The 21,257-nt window shown below is 68.6% G+C and carries 20 protein-coding genes; 6 read left to right on the top strand and 14 right to left on the bottom strand.

Annotated elements, in window-relative coordinates; translation table 11 throughout:
* Window positions 1-80: 80 nt before the first annotated feature.
* Window positions 81-998: a LysR family transcriptional regulator gene (locus tag QFZ33_RS03120; protein ID WP_307024753.1), complete on the top strand. Its 918-nt coding sequence runs from the start codon at window positions 81-83 to the stop codon at window positions 996-998.
* Here QFZ33_RS03120 and QFZ33_RS03115 read toward each other — a convergent pair.
* The 3 genes from QFZ33_RS03115 to QFZ33_RS03105 all read right to left on the bottom strand — a co-directional run bounded on the left by QFZ33_RS03115 (window position 984) and on the right by QFZ33_RS03105 (window position 5,235).
* Entirely contained in the window at window positions 984-1,985 is a 1,002-nt protein-coding gene (locus tag QFZ33_RS03115; protein ID WP_307024751.1) for a spermidine synthase, read from the bottom strand. The genes QFZ33_RS03120 and QFZ33_RS03115 overlap by 15 nt on opposite strands.
* Before the next feature lie 98 nt (window positions 1,986-2,083).
* Complete coding sequence (gene rfaE2 / locus QFZ33_RS03110) at window positions 2,084-3,715, bottom strand: D-glycero-beta-D-manno-heptose 1-phosphate adenylyltransferase (protein WP_373427227.1); 1,632 nt, start codon at window positions 3,713-3,715, stop codon at window positions 2,084-2,086.
* Window positions 3,712-5,235, bottom strand: coding sequence for an aldehyde dehydrogenase family protein (locus QFZ33_RS03105; protein WP_307024749.1), 1,524 nt, complete (start codon window positions 5,233-5,235; stop codon window positions 3,712-3,714). The genes rfaE2 (QFZ33_RS03110) and QFZ33_RS03105 overlap by 4 nt, the downstream gene beginning before the upstream one ends.
* 365 nt (window positions 5,236-5,600) lie before the next feature.
* On the opposite strand from QFZ33_RS03105, the gene QFZ33_RS03100 reads away from it, so the two are divergent.
* Window positions 5,601-6,830, top strand: coding sequence for a glycosyltransferase family 9 protein (locus QFZ33_RS03100; RefSeq protein ID WP_307024746.1), 1,230 nt, complete (start codon window positions 5,601-5,603; stop codon window positions 6,828-6,830).
* Here QFZ33_RS03100 and QFZ33_RS03095 read toward each other — a convergent pair.
* From QFZ33_RS03095 to QFZ33_RS03065, 7 genes are read right to left on the bottom strand one after another with little or no spacing between them, the layout of a single operon-like run.
* Window positions 6,796-7,497, bottom strand: coding sequence for an SDR family oxidoreductase (locus QFZ33_RS03095; RefSeq protein ID WP_307024744.1), 702 nt, complete (start codon window positions 7,495-7,497; stop codon window positions 6,796-6,798). The two genes, QFZ33_RS03100 and QFZ33_RS03095, sit on opposite strands and share 35 nt — an antisense overlap.
* 44 nt (window positions 7,498-7,541) lie before the next feature.
* Window positions 7,542-8,903 carry a D-glycero-beta-D-manno-heptose 1-phosphate adenylyltransferase gene (rfaE2, locus tag QFZ33_RS03090; RefSeq protein ID WP_307024742.1) on the bottom strand — a complete coding sequence of 454 codons (1,362 nt, stop codon included), beginning with the start codon at window positions 8,901-8,903 and terminating at the stop codon, window positions 7,542-7,544.
* Window positions 8,900-9,640: a D-sedoheptulose-7-phosphate isomerase gene (locus QFZ33_RS03085; RefSeq protein WP_307024740.1), complete on the bottom strand. Its 741-nt coding sequence runs from the start codon at window positions 9,638-9,640 to the stop codon at window positions 8,900-8,902. The genes rfaE2 (QFZ33_RS03090) and QFZ33_RS03085 overlap by 4 nt, the downstream gene beginning before the upstream one ends.
* Complete coding sequence (locus QFZ33_RS03080; protein WP_307024738.1) at window positions 9,637-10,896, bottom strand: glycosyltransferase; 1,260 nt, start codon at window positions 10,894-10,896, stop codon at window positions 9,637-9,639. Before QFZ33_RS03080 ends, QFZ33_RS03085 begins: the two co-directional genes overlap by 4 nt.
* Window positions 10,893-11,987: a glycosyltransferase gene (locus QFZ33_RS03075; RefSeq protein WP_307024736.1), complete on the bottom strand. Its 1,095-nt coding sequence runs from the start codon at window positions 11,985-11,987 to the stop codon at window positions 10,893-10,895. Before QFZ33_RS03075 ends, QFZ33_RS03080 begins: the two co-directional genes overlap by 4 nt.
* Complete coding sequence (locus QFZ33_RS03070; protein ID WP_307024734.1) at window positions 11,984-13,060, bottom strand: glycosyltransferase family 9 protein; 1,077 nt, start codon at window positions 13,058-13,060, stop codon at window positions 11,984-11,986. Before QFZ33_RS03070 ends, QFZ33_RS03075 begins: the two co-directional genes overlap by 4 nt.
* Window positions 13,057-13,632, bottom strand: a complete 576-nt coding sequence (locus QFZ33_RS03065; RefSeq protein ID WP_307024732.1) for a D-glycero-alpha-D-manno-heptose-1,7-bisphosphate 7-phosphatase — start codon at window positions 13,630-13,632, stop codon at window positions 13,057-13,059. Before QFZ33_RS03065 ends, QFZ33_RS03070 begins: the two co-directional genes overlap by 4 nt.
* Before the next feature lie 115 nt (window positions 13,633-13,747).
* Here QFZ33_RS03065 and QFZ33_RS03060 point away from each other — a divergent pair, with 115 nt between their 5' ends.
* On the top strand, window positions 13,748-14,692 hold the full coding sequence (locus QFZ33_RS03060; RefSeq protein WP_307024730.1) for a glycosyltransferase family 9 protein: 945 nt from the start codon (window positions 13,748-13,750) through the stop codon (window positions 14,690-14,692).
* Here QFZ33_RS03060 and QFZ33_RS03055 read toward each other — a convergent pair.
* Window positions 14,587-15,552 carry a sigma-70 family RNA polymerase sigma factor gene (locus tag QFZ33_RS03055; protein WP_307024728.1) on the bottom strand — a complete coding sequence of 322 codons (966 nt, stop codon included), beginning with the start codon at window positions 15,550-15,552 and terminating at the stop codon, window positions 14,587-14,589. The genes QFZ33_RS03060 and QFZ33_RS03055 overlap by 106 nt on opposite strands.
* Before the next feature lie 185 nt (window positions 15,553-15,737).
* On the opposite strand from QFZ33_RS03055, the gene QFZ33_RS03050 reads away from it, so the two are divergent.
* A complete protein-coding gene (locus QFZ33_RS03050; RefSeq protein WP_307024726.1) occupies window positions 15,738-16,802 on the top strand; it encodes an NAD-dependent epimerase/dehydratase family protein in 1,065 nt (354 codons plus the stop codon).
* A gap of 68 nt (window positions 16,803-16,870) precedes the next feature.
* On the opposite strand, the gene QFZ33_RS03045 is transcribed toward QFZ33_RS03050, so the two are convergent.
* Window positions 16,871-17,356 (bottom strand): hypothetical protein, encoded by a 486-nt coding sequence (locus tag QFZ33_RS03045; protein WP_307024724.1) that lies wholly within the window; start codon window positions 17,354-17,356, stop codon window positions 16,871-16,873.
* Between the two features lie 203 nt (window positions 17,357-17,559).
* Here QFZ33_RS03045 and QFZ33_RS03040 point away from each other — a divergent pair, with 203 nt between their 5' ends.
* Window positions 17,560-17,829, top strand: a complete 270-nt coding sequence (locus tag QFZ33_RS03040; RefSeq protein WP_307024722.1) for a hypothetical protein — start codon at window positions 17,560-17,562, stop codon at window positions 17,827-17,829.
* 117 nt (window positions 17,830-17,946) lie between these two features.
* Window positions 17,947-19,128 (top strand): YihY/virulence factor BrkB family protein, encoded by a 1,182-nt coding sequence (locus QFZ33_RS03035; protein ID WP_307024720.1) that lies wholly within the window; start codon window positions 17,947-17,949, stop codon window positions 19,126-19,128.
* A gap of 261 nt (window positions 19,129-19,389) precedes the next feature.
* On the opposite strand, the gene QFZ33_RS03030 is transcribed toward QFZ33_RS03035, so the two are convergent.
* On the bottom strand, window positions 19,390-20,670 hold the full coding sequence (locus QFZ33_RS03030) for an acyl-CoA dehydrogenase family protein (protein WP_307024718.1): 1,281 nt from the start codon (window positions 20,668-20,670) through the stop codon (window positions 19,390-19,392).
* 42 nt (window positions 20,671-20,712) lie between these two features.
* Complete coding sequence (locus tag QFZ33_RS03025; protein ID WP_307024716.1) at window positions 20,713-21,192, bottom strand: Dps family protein; 480 nt, start codon at window positions 21,190-21,192, stop codon at window positions 20,713-20,715.
* Window positions 21,193-21,257: the final 65 nt, after the last annotated feature.

Raw genomic sequence — 21,257 nt, 5'->3', positions numbered from 1 at the left:
TCCGATTTCCCCGAGTATTCCTGCAGACGGAACGCGGTTCAATGACTAATCAGGCACTGGATTCGTGCAAAATTGCAGATATGGATGCCAACCCGGACGACCTGCTGGTGCTTCTCGCCGTCTCCCGCTCGGCGAAATTCACGACGGCGGCCCAGGTCCTGGGCCTGAACCACACCACCGTTTCACGCCGGATCGCCGCACTGGAAAAGGCCCTGGGCGGCCGTGTTCTCGCCCGGGCCTCCGGGGGTTGGGAGCTGACCGAACTCGGCGCCCAGGCCGTGCTGGTGGCTGAGCAGGTGGAAACGGCGGTGCGAGCGCTGGGACCGTCAGGCCGTGCGCCGGACCCGATTACCGGCGTCGTACGCATGACGGCGACCGACGGCTTCAGCGCGTACATCGCCGCTCCGGCGGTGGCCCGGCTGAGGAGGGATCACCCGGGACTCAGCGTCGAGATTGTCACCGTCACCCGCCGGGCGCTCCAGCAACGCTCGGGACTGGACATCGAGGTGGTGGTGGGCGAGCCGCAGGTGCACCGGGCCGAAGCGTTCCGGCTCGGCGAGTACGAGCTCGGAATGTACGCGTCCCGCTCGTACATCGAGGCCAAGGGAACGCCGGAGTCGGTGGAGGCCCTGACGGCCCATCCGCTTGTGTACTTCGTGGACTCCATGCTGCAGGTGGACGATCTTGATGCACCGCGGCGGCTGGTGCCGGCAATGCGCGACGGCGTCAGCTCCACCAACGTATTTGTGCACGTCGAGGCCACCCGGGCAGGAGCCGGGGTGGGGTTCCTCCCGTGTTTCATGGCCGACAGGCACGAGGACCTGGTGCGCCTGCTGCCCGGGGACATCGCCGAACGGCTGCCCTACTGGATGGTCCTGCGCCCGGAGTCGATGCGCCGGCCGGCCGTCGCTGCGGTGGTGATGGCGCTGCGCGAACAAACTACCGCGCACCGGGAGTGGCTGCTCGGGCAGGGACGCGCCGGCTCAGTCGCTGACTGACGGCTGATGCCCGGGGTCGGCGGTGATTGCGGGGTCCGTGCCGGGTTCGGCATCTGCGCTAGGCGCAGGGTCGTGGCGCACCTGGGCTCCGGCGGCGAATGCCCGCACCTTGGCGTCGTTCCAGATGTGCGCGGGCACTGCCCCGCCCAAGAGCCGCCGCGCGAGCTGTGGATCGTCGTCGAACGGCTGATCGCTGCCGGCCATCACCATGTTGCCGTAGCGGCGCCCCTTCAGCATGGCGGGGTCCGCGATGATGATGGTGTGTTCGAAGGCGGCCGCGATGGTGGCGGCGTCCTCACGGGCATTCTTCAGGTCAGGGCCGTCGCCCGAATTGACCACGTAGATGCCGCCGGGGGCGAGCACCCGGCGGACATGCCCGTTGAACTCCGCCGTGGTCAGCGGAAACGGGGTCACGGCACCGGCGAAGACGTCCCGGATGATGAAGTCGCGGGTGTCCGGGGTGAGGGTCTCGGTCACGGCGCGGGCTTCGCCGACGCGCAGCCGCAGCAGCGGGGCCTTGGGCAGGTCGAACCAGCCGCGGACGTACTCGGCGAGCTTCCCGTCCAGTTCCACCACCACCTGCCGGGCGTCCGGGTAGGCCGCGTGGAAGTAGCGCGCCAGTGAGCACGCTCCGCCGCCCAGGTGCAGACCCCGCAGCCTGGGTTTGGTCGCAGGTTGCCAGCGGGATTCGATGAGGGCGGACATCCAGCGCATGTACTCGAAGTCGAGGAACAGCGGATCGGCAAGGTCAATGTGGGAACTCATCACGCCGTTGATGCGCAGGAGCCAGCCCGTGGAGTTGTCCTGGTCGGCGATGAGCTCGCAGTCGCCAGTGTCGATGTAGTAGACGCCCTCAACGGGGCCGCCGGCAGGCGCTCCCTTGGGGACTTCCAGCACCTCGGAGGCCACTGCCGTGCCTCTTCTTCCGCCTGTTTTGCTGCCTGCGTTGGAACCCGGCTTTCCGCCTGACTTGGTGCGCCGTGCCATCAGTTCTCCGCCGCTTCCGTCATGCTTCAAGCCTAGTTGACCGGGTGGTGGGGCCTGCCGGGCCACAGCTCGATCACCGGCAGGCCCAGCCAGCGGTTTTACCCCTCCGGGACAGGGGCGCCCTCGCCGTTGCGTATGCGCTGGACCATCGCCGTGGTGGAACGCTCGGCCACATAGTCGAGGATGGTGACCGTGCCACCGTACGCCTCCACGGCCTCGGTTTCGGCCAGCATCTCCGGCGTATAGTCCCCGCCCTTGGCGTAGATTTCCGGACGCAGCCGTTCGATCAGGGGAATCGGAGTCGCGGTGTCGAAGACGGTCACGTAGTCCACGCAGCTCAGGGCGGCGATCACGGCCGCCCGGTCCGCCACGCTGTTGATAGGACGGCCCGGCCCCTTGAGCTTCCGGACGGAGTCGTCACTGTTGAGTGCCACCACCAGGACGTCGCCGAGCTGCTTGGCCTGGTTCAGGTAACGAGTGTGCCCCCGGTGCAGCACGTCGAAACAGCCGTTGGTCAGCACCACGCGCTGGCCGTCGTTGCGGTGGGCCCTTATGTGCCGCTCCAGTTCGTCTGCCGTAAGGGCGGCGTCCCCGAAGCTTTCCAGGTAGCGGCCCAGCTCGTCCGTGCCGCACACCGACGTCCCGGGATGATGGACCACCACATCCGCAGCGGCCTGCGCCAGGTCCAGGCTGGCCGACAGCGGCAACGACGCCGCACGCGCCAGGGTCAGGGCAGCCACGAACGTGTCGCCCGCGCCGGAGGCCTGCTTCTCGGTGGCAGGCCGCGCCCACGTCCGGTGCGGGTTTCCGGCGACCGGAATGAGGACCGTCCCGTCCCGGTCCAGCGTGACCACGACGGCGCGTGCTCCCGTCGCCTGCAGCAGCTCGCCGGCGTGCTCGGTCACCACCGCCGCGCGCTCGGGCCCGCTGCCCAGCCGGAGGTCAAGCATCCGGGCGGCCTCCTGCGCGTTGGGCGTGACCAGGTCCGGCTCAAGTCCGGCCCACGGGCGCGGATCGTGCGCGTCCACCACCACAAGCGTGTCCTGACCGCGCCCGGCCAGGGATCCGATGAGCCGGCCGCGGACCGGTTCTGCGAGGACGCCCGTTCCGTAGTCGCAGATCACCACCGCGTTCTGGTGTCCGACGGCGGCGGGAACCGCCGCCTCGAACGTCGCCAGGGCTTCGGGCGGGACAGTTGCCGCGGTGTCGTCGAAGCGCAGGAGGACCTGGCCGCCGCTGCTGATCCGGATCTTGGTGGGGGTGGCCATGTCCGGGTGTTCGGCGAGCAGCCTGGTGTCCACCCCCGCGGCGATCAGTTGGCGCCGAAGTTCCGCGCCGGCGTCGTCCGCTCCGATGATTCCTGCCACACTGACACGCGCGCCGAGTGCGGCCAGGTTCATGGCCGTGTTGGCGGCACCGCCGGGGGCAAAATCACGCCGGACGATGTCCACCACGGGAGCCGGGGCCTCGCGGCACATCCTGTCGATCGTGCCGGTCCACCAGCCGTCGAGCATGAAGTCGCCCACGACGGTGACGGCAGGATGCTCCTGGGCCAGCCTCCGGGGAAGCCACGCCGCAAGGCCGCGCTGTTCTGAAAGCGCAGGTTCGGAAACCGCAGGTTCGGAAAGCCCTGATGCGGAACGCCCAGATTCGGAAAACTCCGGTTTGGAAGACATCGGGCCGCCGTCGTCCCCGGCGAGTCCCCCGGCGCCGGGTGTCCCGGCGGTCACGATGCTGCCCCGTCAGCTGGCAATGCCCCATCAACTGGCACTGCCCCATCACCTAACACTGCCCCTTCACCTGCCACTGCCCCTTCACCTGGCCCAGCGTCGTTAGCTTGCCGGGCTTGGGCCTCCGGCGCAGGCGGCGCAGCGATGTGCACCACCTTTACGCGTGTGAATTCGTCCAGGAGTTCGGGCCCGTAGCCAAACCCGTGCCCGCTTTCGCCCCGGGGCTGGGCGGCTCCGCCGGGTGCGCCGCCGAACACTTCGTTGACCTTGACGGTCCCCACCGGCAGCGCGGCGACGGCTTGCTGGGCGTGGGCGATGGTGCCGGTCAGAACGGTGGCGGCAAGTCCGTACCGGCCGGCCGCGGCGAGCGTGAGCCCTTCCTCGAAGCTGTCCACCACACGCACCGGAGCGACAGGGCCGAATGTTTCCTCTGCCATGACGTCCATGGTGTCGGTGCAGTCCAACAGGACCGTGGCCGGGTAGAAGGCGCCTGGCCCGTCCGGGACCGTGCCGCCCTCCACGGCCCGGGCACCCAGCTGCAGCGCCTCGGCCACGTGCCGGTGGACCGCATCCCGCATCCGGGTGTCCACGAGCGGCGCGAGCCGGCGTTCTGTGTTCCGGTCCCGGGCCTGTCCGGCGAGCGCATGGCAGAACGGTTCGGCGATGGACCGGTGGACGTAGATCCGCTCCACTGACGTGCAGATCTGCCCGCTGTTGCTGAAGGCCCCGATCGCCGCCTGCTCCGCGGCCCAGCCGGGATCCACGTCCGCATCCACCAGCAGCGGATCGTTCCCGCCGTTTTCCCTGATGACATGGGCACCCGTCAGCACCGCCGCCCGCGCAATCCGGTCACCGGTCGCGCTGGACCCGACGTGGGCGAACATATCCACGTCAGACTGCTGCGTGAGGAGGGTCCCGACGTCGGCTCCTCCTGTCAGCGTGACCAGCACGTTGGGCGGAAATACCGGCGCCAGCGCCTCCCCCAGCAGCTCTCCCACGTGGGGGCAGCGCTCGCTCGGTTTGTGAATGGCCGTGTTCCCGGTAACCAGGGCGGCCCCTATGAGCCCGCAGGCCACGGCGACGGGATCGTTCCACGGCGTCAGCAGCACCGCCACGCCGCGCGGCTCGGCGACGGTGTAGTCCGCTGCGAGCATGTTGCCGCGCAGGCTGTGGCCGCGGTGTACGGGACCGAGCTCCGCATACTGCTCCAGCGTGGAAACACCGGCGGCAATACCGGCAAGGGCCTCATCCACCGGACGGCCGGTCTCCTGTGCGTTCAGATCAGCAAGTTCGGCAGCGGCCGCGTCCAGCGCCCGGGCGGCCCGGCGCAGCAGCTGGCCCCGCTCCCCGGGAGGCGTGGCAGCCCAGCCGGGTTGGGCAGCGCGGGCCGCCGCCACGGCTCCTGCCACATCATGTGCGCCGGCGACGGAAAGGTTGCCGACGGTGTCCCCCGTTCGCGGGTTCAGGATGGTGAGCGTGTCTTCCGCATTCGCCAGCTCGCTGGTGATGGTGGATTGCATGTGGCTCCTCACTGGGGCTTGGCCTGTGCCACCGGGGCTGCAGGCGCTGGGTCTCCAGACGCTGGTCCTTCGATTCTCGGTCTCCAAGGCACTGGTCTCAAGGCACTGGTCTTTAGGCATGCTGCTCAGTGTTGCCGGGCGTCCGTTCCCGCCCTCTCTGAGGTGATCCGTACCCCGGCGTCGAGGGGTTTACACGCGCCTCCGGCAGGAGTTTTCAGAGCTGGCGGCTGGTCTTACTCAGCTGGCGGGCCGGGTTTTCTGAGCTGGCAAAACAGGCCCGATGCACCGTAGGGTGGGCCCCACTGATCCGATCCGACCTGAACGCATCCCGACCTGAACGATCCGGAGCCGAGAGGGCTGACACCATGGAACTCTTCAACGCCGACTTCGGCGGAGCACGCATCACAGGGCACGGAATCGGCCCGGTTTTGGAACCCTTCAGCGGCGTCTCCCGCATCGCCGTTCTCCGTGGCGGCGGGCTGGGCGACCTGATGTTTGCCCTCCCGGCGGTTGCAGCCCTGAAGGCCGCCTACCCTGGGGCCAGCGTCACCCTGCTGGGCACGCCTGTACACGCTGAACTGCTGGCGCAGACGGTGGGACCGGTGGATGAGACGGTGATTCTGCCGTTCGCCGAAGGGGTCCGCCCGGGGCCGGAAGACGACGAAGAAGTGGAACGGTTCTTTGCAGCGATGCGTGGCAGGAACTTTGACCTGGCCGTCCAGTTGCACGGCGGCGGCCGGTACTCGAATCCTTTCCTGCTGCGCCTCGGGGCCCGGCACGCCGTGGGCACCAGAACTCCGGACGCCGCTCCGCTGGAGCGGACCGTGCCCTACGTGTACTACCAGCACGAGCCGCTCCGGGCCCTCGAGGTGGCGGGATTCGCCGGGGCCCCTCCCCGTGAGCTGGAAGCGAGGCTCGAGGCGCTGCCTGAGTTTGGCCAGCGGCTCGCCCAGGACCTGCCTTTGGGGAACGGCGGGCCGGGGCTGGGCTACGACGGGCCCGGGCAGGGCCGCGTGCTGGTGATCCATCCGGGCGCGACGGATCCGCGCCGGCGCTGGCCGGCCGAACGCTTCGCCGCGGTGGCACGGAAGGCCGCCGACGACGGTTTCCGGGTTTACGTGGTGGGCGACAGCAGCGAAAAGGAACTTGCCGAGGCGGTGGTGGAACTCGCCGCAGAACAATCCAGCACGGAACAATCCCCCGCGGACGAGTCCGGCGCCGCCCGCCCCGCCGTAGAGTCACTGGCCGGCAAACTCAGCCTGGGTGAGCTTGCCGCCCTGCTTGCGGGCAGCGCCGTCGTGGTGGCGAACGACAGCGGACCGCGCCACCTCGCCCAGGCCCTCGGCACGTCCACAGTGGGCATCTACTGGGCGGGCAATGCCATCAACGCCGCCCCGCTGGGCCGCAGTAAGCACCGCATCCGGCTCGGCTGGGTCACGCGCTGCCCGGTGTGCGGCGTGGACGTCACCCAGGTCGGGTGGACGGCCCCACGGTGCCCGCATGACGAGTCCACCGTTAAGGCCGTCGAACCCGGGGAAGTCTACGAGGATGTTCTCCAGCTCACGGCCACGAGCCCTCTTCCTCATGGCAGATAAGCATTTCGCGGACCTCGCAGCCGGTGGGCTGGGACAGCACAAACAGAATTGCCTGCGCCACGTTGCCGGGGTCGTTGAGGCGTGAGTCGTCCTGCGGCTTGTACTGCTCGGCGCGGTCGTCGAAGAAGCGCGTCTTCATGCCGCCTGGAATCATGGTGGTCACGCCAATCTCGCCGCCGGTCTCGGCGGCCAGCGAATGGCTGAAGCCCACTACGGCGAATTTCGAGGCGCAGTAGGCGGTGGCCTCCGGCAGCGCCCGTTTGCCCAGCGTGGACGCGATGGTGACCACCCGGCCGTGCGACGCTTTGAGGTACGGAAGGGCCGCCCGGACAACGGACACCGTGCCCATCAGGTTGACGCCGATGACGCGTTCCCATTCCTCTGCGGCCACGTCCTCCAGCTTGCCGCACCGGTCGATACCGGCAGCGGTGACCACGGCGTCCAGCCCGTCCAGGGTTTCGGCTGCCTGCCGGACGGCCTCGGTCACGGCAACGCGGTCCGACACGTCCACTTCAAAGGCCTTCGCCGCGGCGACGTTCCGGATGTCCCGGTCCAGCACCACCGGCGTTCCGCCGGCTTTCAGTACGGCATCGACGACGGCGGCTCCCAGTCCGGAGGCGCCGCCGGTTACCAGCACCCGGCCTGGCTTGAAAGTCGATTCAGTCATGGTGTTCCTTTCGCTTGGGACTAGTTCAAGATTTGTTGTGAAGGTCAGCTGACCTTTGCCAGGGCGTCCGCGAGGACGGACGTGGACCGGGCCTGGTGGAACGGCACCGTCATGCAGCGCCCTCCCCAGCTCTCGACCAGCCCGGCCTCGGGAAGCTCCGACGCGCGGTAGTCCCCGCCCTTCACCCAGACGTCCGGCCGCAGCGTTTCCAGGCAGGCCTCCGGGGTGTCCTCCCCGAAGACCAGGACGGCGTCCACACACTCGAGCGCCAGCAGGAGCTCGGCTCGGTCCTGCTGGCTCACAATGGGCCGCTGCTCACCTTTGATCCGGCGCACCGACTCGTCCGAGTTCAGGCACACGATCAGGCAGTCGCCCAGGTCCCTGGCTGCCGCCAGCGTGCGGGCGTGGCCGGCGTGCAGCAGGTCGAAGCAGCCTCCCGTGGCTACGACGGTTCCCCCGTTGGCGCGCACCCGGCGCGCAAGGCCGAGGGCGTCTTCCTCGCGGCTGTGGTGCCAGACCGGCCGGTGGCGGTCCGGCAGGGAGGCCACCCCGCCGGCACCGAGGAAGGCTGCCGCCTCATTGATCGCACGTTCCGCGGCGTCTCTGAGGCTGCAGCCCCCTGCCAGGTGCACGGCCAGACTGGCCGCGAGCCGGTCGCCGGCGCCGCAGGGATCAGTGACTTCGGTGGGAGGGGCCGGGATGGCCAAGGGTGAAGTGTCGCGCTGAGATAGGGTGCCGCCCTGCTCCCCCATGGTCACAAGGACCGCCTGGCTCTGCCAGCGGTCCAGCAGCAGGGTGCCGATGGCGGCAATCGCCGCAGGCGTACCGGTACCGGAGTCCGCGGCCTTGGCAGCCTCGGACAAGTTTGGGGTCACCACGGCCACCCCGGGCACGGGTGCGGCACCGGAGGGGTGCGGATCCCACACGATCGGAATGTCGCCGGCACGGGCGGCGAGGAGGTCGCGGATCTCCCGGTTCGCGGCAACACCGCGTCCATAATCGGCCACCACAATCGCTTCGGCGCGCTCCAGCGCCCTGAGCATGCCCGCCGTCGCCGCCGGCACCTCCGGCCGCCCGCATCCCTCATCCACCCGCACCACCGGCTGGCGGCCTGCCCGGACCCGGGTCTTGACCGGCGTCCGCGCGCCGGAGGGCCCGGAGACAACATGCACCCCGGCGAGGGCGCCTTCCAGCTCGAGGGAGGCGTCGTCGTCGGAAAGCACCGTAACCAGGGTGACCCGGTGGCCGTCCTGGGCCAGCATTCGGGCCACGAGCCCGGCGCCGCCGGCCCGGCGCCGGACCTCGGAGACGTCCACCACCGGCACCGGCGCGTCGGGGCACAGGCGTGTTGCCTCACCGGAAAGGTCTACGTCCAGCAAAACGTCACCCACCACTGCGATCCTCATCCGCGATCAGCCTCCGGCCCGGGGACGCCCTGGCCCCTGCGAACCACCTCGGCTTCGAAGGCCCGGCAAATGGCGTGCAGCGCAATCAGGTGCCCCTCCTGGGCATTGGCCGAGATGGCATCGATGGCCACGGCATCATCGCAGCAGGATGCCAGCGGGTTGGGCGCCGGCCCGGTCAGGGCCCACGTGGTCACGTTCAGCCTGGAGGCCGCCTCGGCTGCACGGAGCAGGTTGGGGCTCTGGCCGCTCGTGGACAGCAGCACGAGGATGTCCCCCGACCTGCCGTGGGCGCGGACCTGCCGGGCGAAGAGCTCTTCGTAGCCGTAGTCATTGGCAATCGCCGTGACGGCCGAACTCTCCGCGTGCAGGGAGATCGCGGAAAAGGGCATCCGCTCGCCGTCGAACCTGCCAACAAGTTCCGCAGTCAGATGCTGCGCCTCGGCGGCGGACCCGCCGTTTCCGGCGGCAAGCAGTTTCTGCCCGCTCAGCAGGCGCTGGGCCAGCTCCACGCCCCAGTCGGCCAGCCTGTCTGCCTGGCTTTCCAGGGACCGCAGGGCGGGCAGGACGTTTTCCAGGTGGGTCCGCACTGCCTCCCGGGGGCCCGGACTGGCGTCGTGCCGGGCGTCGTCCTGCCCAGCCTCCTCCGGGGAGGAGTCCGCGTCCAGAGAGGGAAAACCCGGTGTGCCAACCCGGTTCATGGCAGGAAGCTCAGCCTCCCGCAGGGATTCCGTAGTCACAGTGCCGCTCCTTCCATCGATTCCAGGCTGCCAGCGTCTACAGAACCTGCGATAGCCAACTGGTAGGCCTTTTCGGTTTCGGCGGCGACTCTGCTCCAGGAGTAGCGGGCTTTGGCCCGCCGCTCGCCGGCGCGCCCGAGTTTTGCGCGCAGGTCCGGGCTGGCCAACAAGGTGCCGATGGCTTTGGCGATGGCTTCCGGGTCCTTCGGCGGCACGTGCAGGCCGGTTCCCCGGTCCACCACGCTGTCCGTCAGGCCGCCCACCGCAGCGGCAACTACCGGAACGCCGCAGGCCATGGCCTCCAGCGGAACAATCCCGAAGGGCTCGTACCACGGAGTGCAGACCACAGCGTCCGCACTTCGGAAGACTCCGGGCATGGCCTCCCGGGGGACCTGGCCCCGGAGCTCCACATGGTCCGCCACCCCGAGGTCCCGGGCAAGGTCCAGCAGCCTGCGCGCCTCCGGATCCTGCCCGCCCGCGTCCGCGTCCGCGTCGCCGCCCACAATGAGCAGCTCGACGTCGTCGAACCCCGCCTGCAGCAGATACGGCAGCGCGCGGATCACCAGATCCATACCCTTGCGCGGGACCAGGCGGCCCACGGACAGGATGCGGTGGGAGCGGGAGGGAGGGTCGGCCGGACCGTCGCTGGAGAAGAGTTCCAGATCCACTCCGCAGGGGGCGATGGAAACCCGGCGGGTATCGATCCCCATCGCCCTCAGCTCGAACACTTCGTCGGAGCACGTGGCGACGATCCGGTCCGCCGACCGGCCCACGGACGGTTCGAGGAAACGCCTCTCGGCCGGGCTCGTGTCGGCGGCGCCCTGGTGGCGGCGCTTGACCGTGCCCAATGCGTGGAAGGTCTGCACCACCGGAACCCGGAAGCCGCCCGGGTCACGGCGTGCGGCGTCCAGCGCGGCGACGCCGGACATCCAGAAGTGGCCGTGCACCACGTGCGGCGGCGAGCCGTCCCAGTCCCGGACCACGCCGTCCGCCAGGGCGCCCATGAAGGGCAGCAGATCGTCCTTGGGCACATGTTCGGCCGGCCCGGCGTCCACGTGCACCACCTCGAGCCGTGGATGCACCCGCACCCTCGTGGGCAAATCCGGCGAGTCACGCCTCGTGTAGACCGTTACCCGGTGGCCCCGACGGGCCAGTGCCGACGAAAGGGCCGCCACATGGACGTTCTGGCCGCCGGCGTCCACTCCGCCAAGCGCTGCCAAAGGACTGGCGTGTTCCGAAATCATTGAGATCTTCAATGCATATTCCCTTCTCGCGCCGCGGTGAGGGCATCCGGTCCGGACCCCTTCAAAGCTGCATCGCCGGATGGCGCCCCCTCCAAAGACCCCTGCAGCCGCCCCTCCCCCTGTACTTTCCCTCCGCCGCCGGCCGGCACAAGATCCGCCAGCAGCTCATCCCAGTCGGCCAGAAAACGTTCCAGCCCATAGCGCTCCAGCGCCGCTTCCCGGGCAACTTTGCCCCGCCGTCGCGCCTCCTCCGGATCGTTGACCAGCTGCCGGGCACACCGGCCCAGCTCCTCCACGTCAGTGGAGATGCAGCCTGCCTCGGGCGGGACGGCCCGTGCCGCCTCGGTGGTGGCCAGCGCCAGGACCGGCATGCCGAGATGCATCGCCTCCAGCAGCGCCAGCCCAAGCGAAGTCCAGCGCAGCGGGTGCAGGTATGCCCGGCAGCGCGCCAGTTCACGGTGGAGCTCCGCGGTTTTCAGATCGCCCCGGACGGTGAGGCGCGCCGAAGGAATTCCCGTAGCCTGCGCCAGCCCCTCGCCGCCCATGCCGAAGACCTGGAGCGGGGCTGCGGTGGCGAAGCGGGGCAGCAGGTCCGTGCCCGTCACCCGTCCGCGGCGCACCGGTTCATTGACCACCACGCCCAGCTCCGGGACCTCGCCCGTGTAAAGGTAGCCGGGGTCCGCGATGCCGTGCTCGATGACCTTGGTCGGTGCGCGGCCGCTGTCCCAGAACAGCTCGTTGAAATGGGTCACGTGGACGATCGGGATGCCGTTCTGATCCCCGAGCGGATGGACGGTGAAGGGAACATCACCCTTGGGGGTGTTGTGTTCCACGTACACGGCGGGAAGATCGACGCCGGTCCGGCGGCCCAGGACGCGCGTCACCTCCGCGGCTTCCTCCGGACGCTGAAGCACGACGGCGTCAATACTGCCGGAGTCCAGCTCCGCGAGCGCGACCTCCCGCACGGAAGCTGGCCAGGGCCGGCCCGCCCGGCCCAGTCCCCAGGGACCGCCGCCGGGCAGGACCGGCAGCAGGTACTCGTGCCGGCCGCGGACAAAGGCGTCCGTCCACGACCCGTGCACGTGCCAAAGCAGGATTCTCATTGTTTCCGGACCTTTCTCCGTGTGCTGAGGGAGGAGACCCCACTCAGCAGGCGTTCGACGGCTTCCACCACCTGCTCCGGCGAAACAGAGCTGAGGCAGGGATGTCCCGGTACCGGACAGTCGCGTGCGCGGCTGAGCCGGCACGGCGCGTTCTGGTCGCCCAGCAGTTCCAGCGGAACGCCGTACGGCGCCCACCGGACGGCCGGCACAACCGGGGAAAACAGGCTCACCACCGGGGTTCCGACGGCGGCGGCCAGGTGGGCGGGCCCGGTGTTGCCGGTGACCACGACATCCGCGTTGGCCAGGACACCGGAGAGGGTGGAAAGGTCTGTCCGTCCGCCGAGGTCAATGGCAGAAGGGCCGGCCACGGTTGCGGTGAGGGCTGTTTCCCCCGGACCGCCGGTCACCACCACCCGGTGGCCGGCGCCCTCCAGCAGCTCCACGGCCGCCGCATGGTGCAGCGGCGGCCAGGCCCGCGCCGGGACCGTTGCCCCCGGGTGGACCACCACGTAGGGGCCCTCCCCCACCAGGTGCCGGATGCCGGGAGGGTCCTTGACCATGAGCTTTCCGTCGTCACCCGTCTTGAGCTGGAAGCCCGCCGCCCGGGCGATGCCGAGCGCCCGAACGGATTCCGGCTGGTCCTCGGGAAAGTCCTCGCCGGGTTTCAGCCTGACGTCCAAGAGGGTGCCCGCGTAGTCAGTGGACGCGCCGGTGATGCGCTCCACGCCGGCTAGCCGCAGGAGGAGCGCCAGCGGAAGCGGCGACTGGTGAAAGGAGGTGAGGATGACCGCCTCGGTGATGCGGGAATTCCGGACGTACCCCACCAGCGAGTCCAAATGCGGTCCTGTGACCGCCGGGGCAGGGTTGCTGATCCACGGGGTGTCCCAGGCAAAGACGTCGGCCACATTGGGCAGCAGTGAGGCCGCCGATTGGCCCTGCGGTCCGCAAAGCACGACGACGTCGTTGGGGCTGCCGCCGTCGGCCCGCCGTCCGTTCGCCACGGCCCGGACTGCCGGGCCTGCCAGGAGGACGTCACCGACGCTGTCCAGCCGGGCCACGAGGACCCTGCTCATGCCGGTCCTCGAAGCACCGGTCCCCGAGGTCCCCCAAGCAGCAGCTCCCCAAACAGCAGCGCAACAGCCTGCTCGAGGTCTGCGGCTACCTCGGCGGCGGCCTCGACTTCTTCGGTTCTGGTCTGCGGAGTGGGAACCAGGACCCCCCGTGCACCGGCGGCCGCGGCCGCCTCGACGTCGCTGCCGATGTCGCCGATGAACGCCGCCTCTGAAGGGTCGATGCCGAGACGCCGGCAGGCGCTGTGGATCATGCCCGGCGACGGCTTACGGCACAGGCAGCCATCCCCGGCCCCGTGCGGGCAGACCTCCCAGACGTCAAAAGGGCCCAGCAGGTCCTCCACCCGCGCGTTCACGTTGTCCACCTCCTCGGCTGTCAGGAGGCCGCGGGCAATGCCCGACTGGTTACTCAGCACGCCGGTGGCCAGTCCCAAGCTGCGCACTTCGTCGAGGACTTTCCGCGCACCGGGAAAGGGCGTGACCCTCTGCGGGTCGCCGTTGTAAGGCACGTCAACTACAAGCGTCCCGTCCCGGTCGAAAAGCACAGCCTTGAGCGTAGAAGCATCACTTGCCATATCCCCTTCGTTCCCCGCCCACGCGAGACCTAAACAGAAGGCCGCGTACTTCTTCTCCGCTAGACTCCTCGACAGGCGGCGCGGCAGTACCAGACCGAGGAGGAGAAGGACGGCAGTGGAAGCATCAAACGGCAAGCATGAACAACCGGTCCTGCTGGTCCTGCGGGCACTGAAGCTTGGCGACTTGCTGGTTGCGGTTCCGGCGCTCCGCGCCCTGCGGCGTGCCTATCCGGAACACCGCCTGCTCTACGCGGCCCAGGACTGGCTGGAAGACGCGCTGGAGCTGGTGGGAGGCTACGAACTGCTTCCGACGCATGGCCTGGACGTTCCGATTCCCATCGAGGCAGGCAAGGTGGATATCGCCGTGAACCTGCACGGCAGCGGACCCGAAAGCGAGGCCCGCATCACCGCCGTCCAGCCCAAAACCATCGTCGGCCACCGGACCCTCGAGCGGCCGGGCCCGGGGTGGCTGGAGGAAATCCATGAGCGCGAGCGGTGGACCAGGCTGCTGCAGTGGCATGGCATCGACGCGGAACCGGACGATTTCCGGCTTCTCCCGCCGGCCGTTCCCAGCCCCTGCCCTGGAGCCACCGTGCTGCACGTGGGGGCTGCATACGGCAGCCGGCTGTGGCCCGAGGACCGCTTTGCCGAAGTGGCCCGCACCCTCGCGGAGGATGGTCACCGGGTGATGTTTACCGGCAGCTCGGCGGAACGGCCGCGGGCACTGGACGTTGCACGGCTCGCCGGGCTCCCGGAAGTCCAGGTCCTGGCGGGGCGGCTGCGGCTGGCCGAATTCATGGCCGCCATCGCGGAATCCCGGCTTGTGGTGTCCGCGGACACCGGTGCGGCGCACCTCGCCTCTGCGTATGCGCGGCCTTCGGTGGTGCTTTTCGGTCCGGCCCCGGCTGAGGTCTGGGGCCCACCACCAGGACCGCACATCGTACTAACGGACGCTCAGGCGCGCCGCGGCGACACCTTCGCGGCCACTCCTGATCCGGCCCTGCTGGCAGTTTCAGTGGAGGATGTCCTGGCGGCGGTGGGGCGGCTCGGGCTCCCCTGATCCGCGCTTGCCCGATCGCTGTCCCCCCTGGCGCTGCGGGCGCTGCCGCCGCTCCGGCCCTCGCCGCTCCGGTCCTCCTCATCGAGCAGCCGGCGCTGCAGCCAAACTAGGATCCGAGACAGCCGCCGGGACACCTGCATCTGGGAGATGCCGAACCGTTTGCCGAGTTCCACCTGGGTCTCCTCGCGGAAGTAGCGCCGGTACAGCATCTCCCGGTCGTCAGGGTCCAACTCCTGGATTGCCTCGTGGAGGCACACGAGTTCTTCGAGGTGCTCGATCGGCTGGTCCGGGGAGACCAGCCCCTCGCCCATGGTTGGCCCGCCCCAGGGATCCGGGCTGTCCAGCGAGTCGGGATGCATGCTGCTGCCGGCGGCCTGCGCTTCCCGGACGTCAGCCGGGGTAACGCCCAGTTCGCTGGCCAATTCCTGCGCCGACGGAACACGGCCCAACGACTGGGCCAGGTCCGGGGCGGTGTGCTGGAGCTGCGTCCGGACGTCCTGGATGCGCCGTGGCGGCCGGACGGTCCAGCACCGGTCCCGCAAGAAGCGCTTGAGTTCGCCGCTGATGGTGGGCGCCGCGTAGGCAGGGAAGCTTTCGCCCTTCTCCTCATCGAAGCCCCGGGCGGCCTTGATGAGCCCCAGGTAGGCCACCTGGACCAGGTCTGAGCGCTCCCGTCCCCGGGCTGCAAACCGCGAGGCGAGCGCCTCCGCCAGATCCAGGTAATCGAGCACCAGTTGGTTCTGGAAAGCATCGTGCAGCCGCCCCGTCTGGGGCACTACCGGGGTCGCAGGCGGGTGCACAGGCCGGGGTGCTGCGCGGGGCGGGCCGGTCATGGACAAAGAAGGCGGAGTTTCTGGCATTGTCGTGGGTTCCTTCGATCGGTAGCTCGAGAAAGCCTGCGGCAAGACTTAGAAGAAGGAAATCATAAGCGTGCTTATTGCACAATGGCCCCAGGCGTTAGGCTCGAAAGAAGCACCAGGGCCACGGGACCGTTACCAGGCGGCCCGGCAGTCACGTTTCCAGGGCAACGGACGGAAGGCATTTCATGCGCATCGCTATCACGGGCGCCAGCGGCAATGCGGGAACAGCACTCCTGCGCAGGCTCCAGAAGGCCCGGCAGGAACACCCCGGCGGGCTGGAACTGGTGGGCATCAGCCGCCGCGCGCCAGACACTTCACGGCCACCGTACGCCGGCGTCGAATGGCACACCCTGGACGTGGGCGGTGACAGTGCGGCACAGAACCTGGCCAAGGCCTTTGCCGGAGCAGACGCCGTGGTGCATCTCGCCTGGCAGATCCAACCGAACCGGGATCTGCCACTGCTGCACCGCACCAATGTCACCGGCACGGCGAACGTACTGGCGGCCGCCCGGGACGCAGGCGTGAATCACGTGGTCTGCGCCTCCTCGGTTGGCGCGTACAGCAAGTCACCGAAGGACCCCCGCGTGGACGAATCCTGGCCGGCAGGCGGCATCGAGGGCTCACATTACAGCCGGCACAAGGCGGAGCAGGAAAAGCTGCTGGACGGGTTCGCGGCGGACAATCCCTCGGTTGCCGTGGCCAGGCTGCGCCCCGGACTCATCTTCCAGGCGGAGGCCGGAAGCGAAATCGGCAGGTACTTCCTGGGATGGGTGCACCCGAGGCTCGTCCCGCGCCGGCCGGCGTTGCCGGTATTGCCGGTTCCCGACGAACTTGTCTTCCAGGCGGTGCATGCCGACGACGTCGCGGACGCGTACTGGCGCGTGCTTGAGCGCAAGGCCAGCGGGGCCTTTAATGTGGCGGCGGAACCGGTGGTCACACCGCAAAACCTGGCCAGGCTTTTTTCGGCCAAGAGGGTTCTCCCCATACCGGTCCGCGCGCTGCACGCCTTCGTCGGCGCCACCTGGCGGCTGCGGCTTCAGCAGACGGACTCGGGGTGGGTGGAGATGGCTGCGGGCGCACCGATCATGGACACCGGACGGATCCGGAACGAGCTCGGCTGGGAGCCGCACACGCCCTCACTTGAAGCCATCCGTGACGTGATAGACGGCATGGGCAAAGGCGCCGGCGTTCCGGCGTCTCCACCGCTCAAACCGCGGCGCAGCCTCCTCGGCCTCGCCCGGCACCGCTAATACCCTGGCACTGACATCCGCTGCTGCAACCAGCGGGCCTTCCGGTGGTGCAAACAACCGACGGCGACCTACTCGCGCGGAGTGTTCCGCCGGGTAGCGTCAGTGCTGCCGTCGGCGTCCCGGCCGCCAGCGTTCCGCGCATCGGCGGCCCGATCATCATCAGTTCCGGCATCCGCTCGTGCATCGTCGCGCCGGTTGCCATCCTCGTCCACGTCCGGGTCAAGGGCGTTCGCCTTGTACTGGTGCTTCTCGGCATCCGTCCGGAGGTCCTGGGCAGCCGACTGCTTTTGCTCAGCCTCCTGGCGAAGCCGGGCAGCCTCTACCTGAGCTTTCTCGGCATCAGCCTTGGCGTGCATGGCCCGCGCCTCGTTTTCGCGCGCCTCAAGATCGGCATTCTCCGCTTTCCTGCGGATCTCGGATGCGTGCTGGCGGTTCTGCTCATCGCGCTTCTGCTGGAACGCCTCCCTGCGCTTACGGCTGGACATCAGAAGCACCACAACGAGTGCAATGACGACGATTACAACGACGATCCAAATCCAGGCACTTGGGTCCACCGTGGATCCACCTCTCTCTTTTTCAGCACGTGACTATCCGGCAGGTTGGTCACCTGCGCCGGGCAAACGTTGCCGGAGCGGGCGGCCGGTTGAACTAGCGGCCCTCAGGGTACTTACTATCTAATAGTAATCATGCTTACTATTTTATGGCGAGTGATTGCCGGTTGTACTCGGCAACCCGAGATGCTGGAGAGGTATCAACCATGACGGAGAACCAAGGTCCGCAGGGCGCAGGGGCCCCACTCGACGACACTGAAAGCGCACGTCCCGAAGAGGCCGGCGGCGGTCCGGACAGCGGCGGTCCGGACCAGGATCCCAATCCGCTGACCTCCAGCCAGCTGGCCGAGACGCCGCAGTCGGACACCCGGATGGCGGACGATCCGCTGGACGGAAAGCAGCCGGCCGACGATCCGCTGGGCAGCGACCCCCTAACCCTGGACCGCCGCAACCCACCCAGAGCGCCCGGACAGTAGCGACTGACCTCTGATGCTACCCGTTGCACGACCCACGAGCCCAAACCCCTGACAGCGGGCAGGGAACGTTCCGCGACTTCCGGAACTTGGCCCCGCCCGCGAACGAAAGGATGCCCAATGGCTACGAAAGAAGCCCCGGAAACCAGCACAGCAAAGGCGGGAAGCGCGCCTGCCCCGGATGACACGCGGAAGCCGGACAGTCCCACCGATGTGGACAAGCCATCGTGGAAGTACATTGCCCGCAAGACCCTGCGTGAATTTACTGCTGACCAATGCCCCGACCTCTCGGCCGGACTTACCTACTACGCGATCTTCTCGCTCTTCCCCGCCCTGCTCGCCCTCGTTTCGCTGCTCGGCATCTTTGGACAGGCGGAAAAGACGACGGCGGCACTCCTGGAAATCGTCCAGGGCGTCGCGCCCGGGCAGGCGGTGGAGATGATCCGCGGACCTATCCAGGAGCTGACCACCTCACCGGCAGCCGGCTTCACTCTGGTCATCGGTCTCGCGACAGCCATCTGGTCCGCGTCGGGGTATGTGACCGCGTTCGGCCGGGCGATGAACCGGATTTATGAAATAGATGAGGGCCGGGGATTCGTAAAGCTTCGCGGCACCATGCTCGGCGTCACAGTGGTCTCTCTGATCATCGTTGCGCTGCTCGCCGCAATGCTCGTTATCAGCGGCCCGGTGGCGGAGGCCGTTGGCAATGCCATGGGGCTGGGCGGAGTGTTCCTGACCGTGTGGAACATCGCGAAGTGGCCGGTCATTGTGGCGCTGGTGATCGTGGTCATCGCCATCCTCTATTACTTCACTCCGAACGTCCGCCAGCCAAAGTTCCGCTGGATGAGCCTTGGTTCCCTCATCGCCCTCTTTATTTTCGTGCTGGCCTCGGTGGGTTTTGGCTTTTACGTGGGTAACTTCAGCAACTACAACAAGACGTACGGCGCGATCGGCGGCGTGATCGTCATGCTGCTGTGGCTCTGGATCCTTAACATGTCCCTGCTTTTTGGCGCCGAGTTCGACGCCGAGATGGAGCGTGGACGGCAACTGCAGGCCGGCATTGAGGCTGAGGACACGCTCCAGCTCCCGCCCCGCGATACGAAGAAGAGCGACAAGCTCCAGGAGAAGGAAGAGGAAGACATCCGCCTGGGGCGCGAACTGCGGGAGAAGTACAGCGAGCAGGGCAACGGCAACGACGGCAGCGACCAGCACGACCCGGACCGGCGCGGCAACGGCCAGGACGACCGCCGGAACGGCGACGGCGGAGCCACCGCCAGCCGGGGCAGTGGCAGCAGCCACTGAACGACTTGAGGTGAACCCCGGGCAGCTGCCGCCACAGGCTACTGCCCGGGAGGTGCGGCGCAGCTTTCAGCTGCTCCGGAGCGCGGCAGCCATCTCCAGGCCCGAGGCACGGAGGTGGGCACCAAAACCGTGCGGCGCCCGGGCGACGGTCCGTCCGGAAGTCAGCACACGCGTGCTGTCCCTTGCCATGACGGCTAAGCCCCTCCGCCGCAGCTGCTCAACCAGGGCACTGTCCTCGCAGGAGCGCAGCGGCGGAAAACGTCACCATGCGTGCTCCCCCTGGAGGGTGAGTGCGCCCAACTGGGCGTCGTCACGCGTTGCGTGGTGCTGCCGCACGTAGAGGGACAGGTCCGCCATGCATTTGCCGTACCGTTCATCGAAGGCAAGGGGCCCGGGCCCCAGGTTCTGGCTCACCAGGAGCTGGACGCGTTCGACGGCGGCGGCAACAGTTCCCCGGACACGGAGCGCCTCGCTCCACCCGCCTACGGCACTGGTTGTGGCCTCGGCGCCGCCGGCAACGGTGCCGCCGTCGGCCGCTTCCGCGCCGGAATCCGGGCCCGCCGGGGCAAGGCCGGCCGGGGCTGCGTCCACGGCCTCAGCTGCCTTGGCGAGGTACTGGACGGTGGAGCTCAGGATCCGGTCCACTTCGCCCAGGGCGGCGAGTGCCACCTGGTCGGGCTCGCGCTGGGACCTGGCTCCCCGCTGAAGCGCGGCCTCGAAGTGCCGGCCGAGCGCCACGGCGCCGCCCAGCCAGCACGCGGCAACGCCCATGCCGCCCCACGCAAAGCCGGGGCGCTGGAAGTACCAGCCGTCACCGCCGAGCGGCACGGCCGGCACCAGGTCAAAGTGGACGGTTCCGCTGGGGATTTCGCGCAGTCCGCGGCTGGTCCATTCCGGCACATCGCACGTGACGCCGGCGGCCCTGAGGTCAACGGCGAAGGCGGCCCGGCCGCCGGTCACGGTGTGCGCGGTCACCACGGCGTGGTCCACGAACTGGGCCAGTGAGCACCAGGGTTTGGAGCCGGTCAGCTGCACGCCGCCGGATTTCCCGCTGGGTTCCGGCTCGCGGGGTTCTGTCTCGGCCGGGGACCGCCCGTCAGCCCTGGCCGAAGCCGGCGCGGCCGTCAGTCGTGTGCCCGGGGCCTCGGCTGCGTAGACACCCCACGATCCGGTGAAGGATCCCGGTGTGCCCGCCTGGGCCAGGATGGCGCCGGCATCCAGGTGCGGCTCCAGAACCCGCGCGGCGGCCACGTCCACCGCGGCCACGGAAGCCAGCAGTTCCCAGAGCCGGGCTGTCCGTCCGTCACCGGGCTTCGGCGCGGAACGGCCGGCCTGCTGGGCGATTGCGAGCAGGGCAGGGACGTCCCCCACAGCCGAAGCAACCCTGTCCAGCAGTCGCTCAACGTCCAGTACAGATTCGGCTTCCAGCTCAGGTTCGGATTCCGGCACGTGTTCCGCTTCCGGCGCAGGTTCGACGGCGTCCTTCCGGGACGGCGTCGGGCTGAGGCGAACTGGCTGCCACTGGCGGTGCGGAGTGTTCATGCAGCGTCCGCTGACGGTCGGGGGCACCGGGTCATGGCGCTGCTAATCCTGTTCCGGTGCGGTCACCGACGCAGAGGCCGGCATCACTTCCGCATTCACCATCCAGGCCAGCTGCTCCAGACGGGTGATGGCCTCGTGCAGGAGGTCCGCGCTCGCGGGATCTTCTTCATCCACGTCATCGTGGACATCGCGGATGGTCTTGACCGTTTGTTCCAGCCTCGCGGTGATGAGCTTGGCGGTGTCTTTGGTGACGGTCAGGCCGGCAGGGAACTGCTCCAGCCTGGTGCCCGACGAGACCGTGGCGCTCCGGCCGTCCGGAAGTGCATGCAACGAACGCATGCGCTCGGCCGTCTGGTCGGCAAGCAGCCGGGCGATGTCCACGATTTCATCCAACTGGAGATGCAGATCGCGGAAGTTGGTGCCCACCAGGTTCCAGTGCGCCTGCTTGCCCTGAACGTGCAGCTCGATCAGGTCAGTGAGGACCTTCTGAAGATTGCTGGCCAGAGTCTCGGATGCTTTCATGTCTTCCTCCGCTGCCGTCACCGATGCATGTCCAGTCCTGGCCGGCTGGGCAGCAGGCCAGGATG

This window comes from Arthrobacter globiformis (assembly GCF_030815865.1).
Taxonomy (GTDB): domain Bacteria; phylum Actinomycetota; class Actinomycetes; order Actinomycetales; family Micrococcaceae; genus Arthrobacter; species Arthrobacter globiformis_B.
Note: the sequence above shows the minus strand (reverse complement) of the source record. Positions and strands in the feature narration are given on the sequence as shown.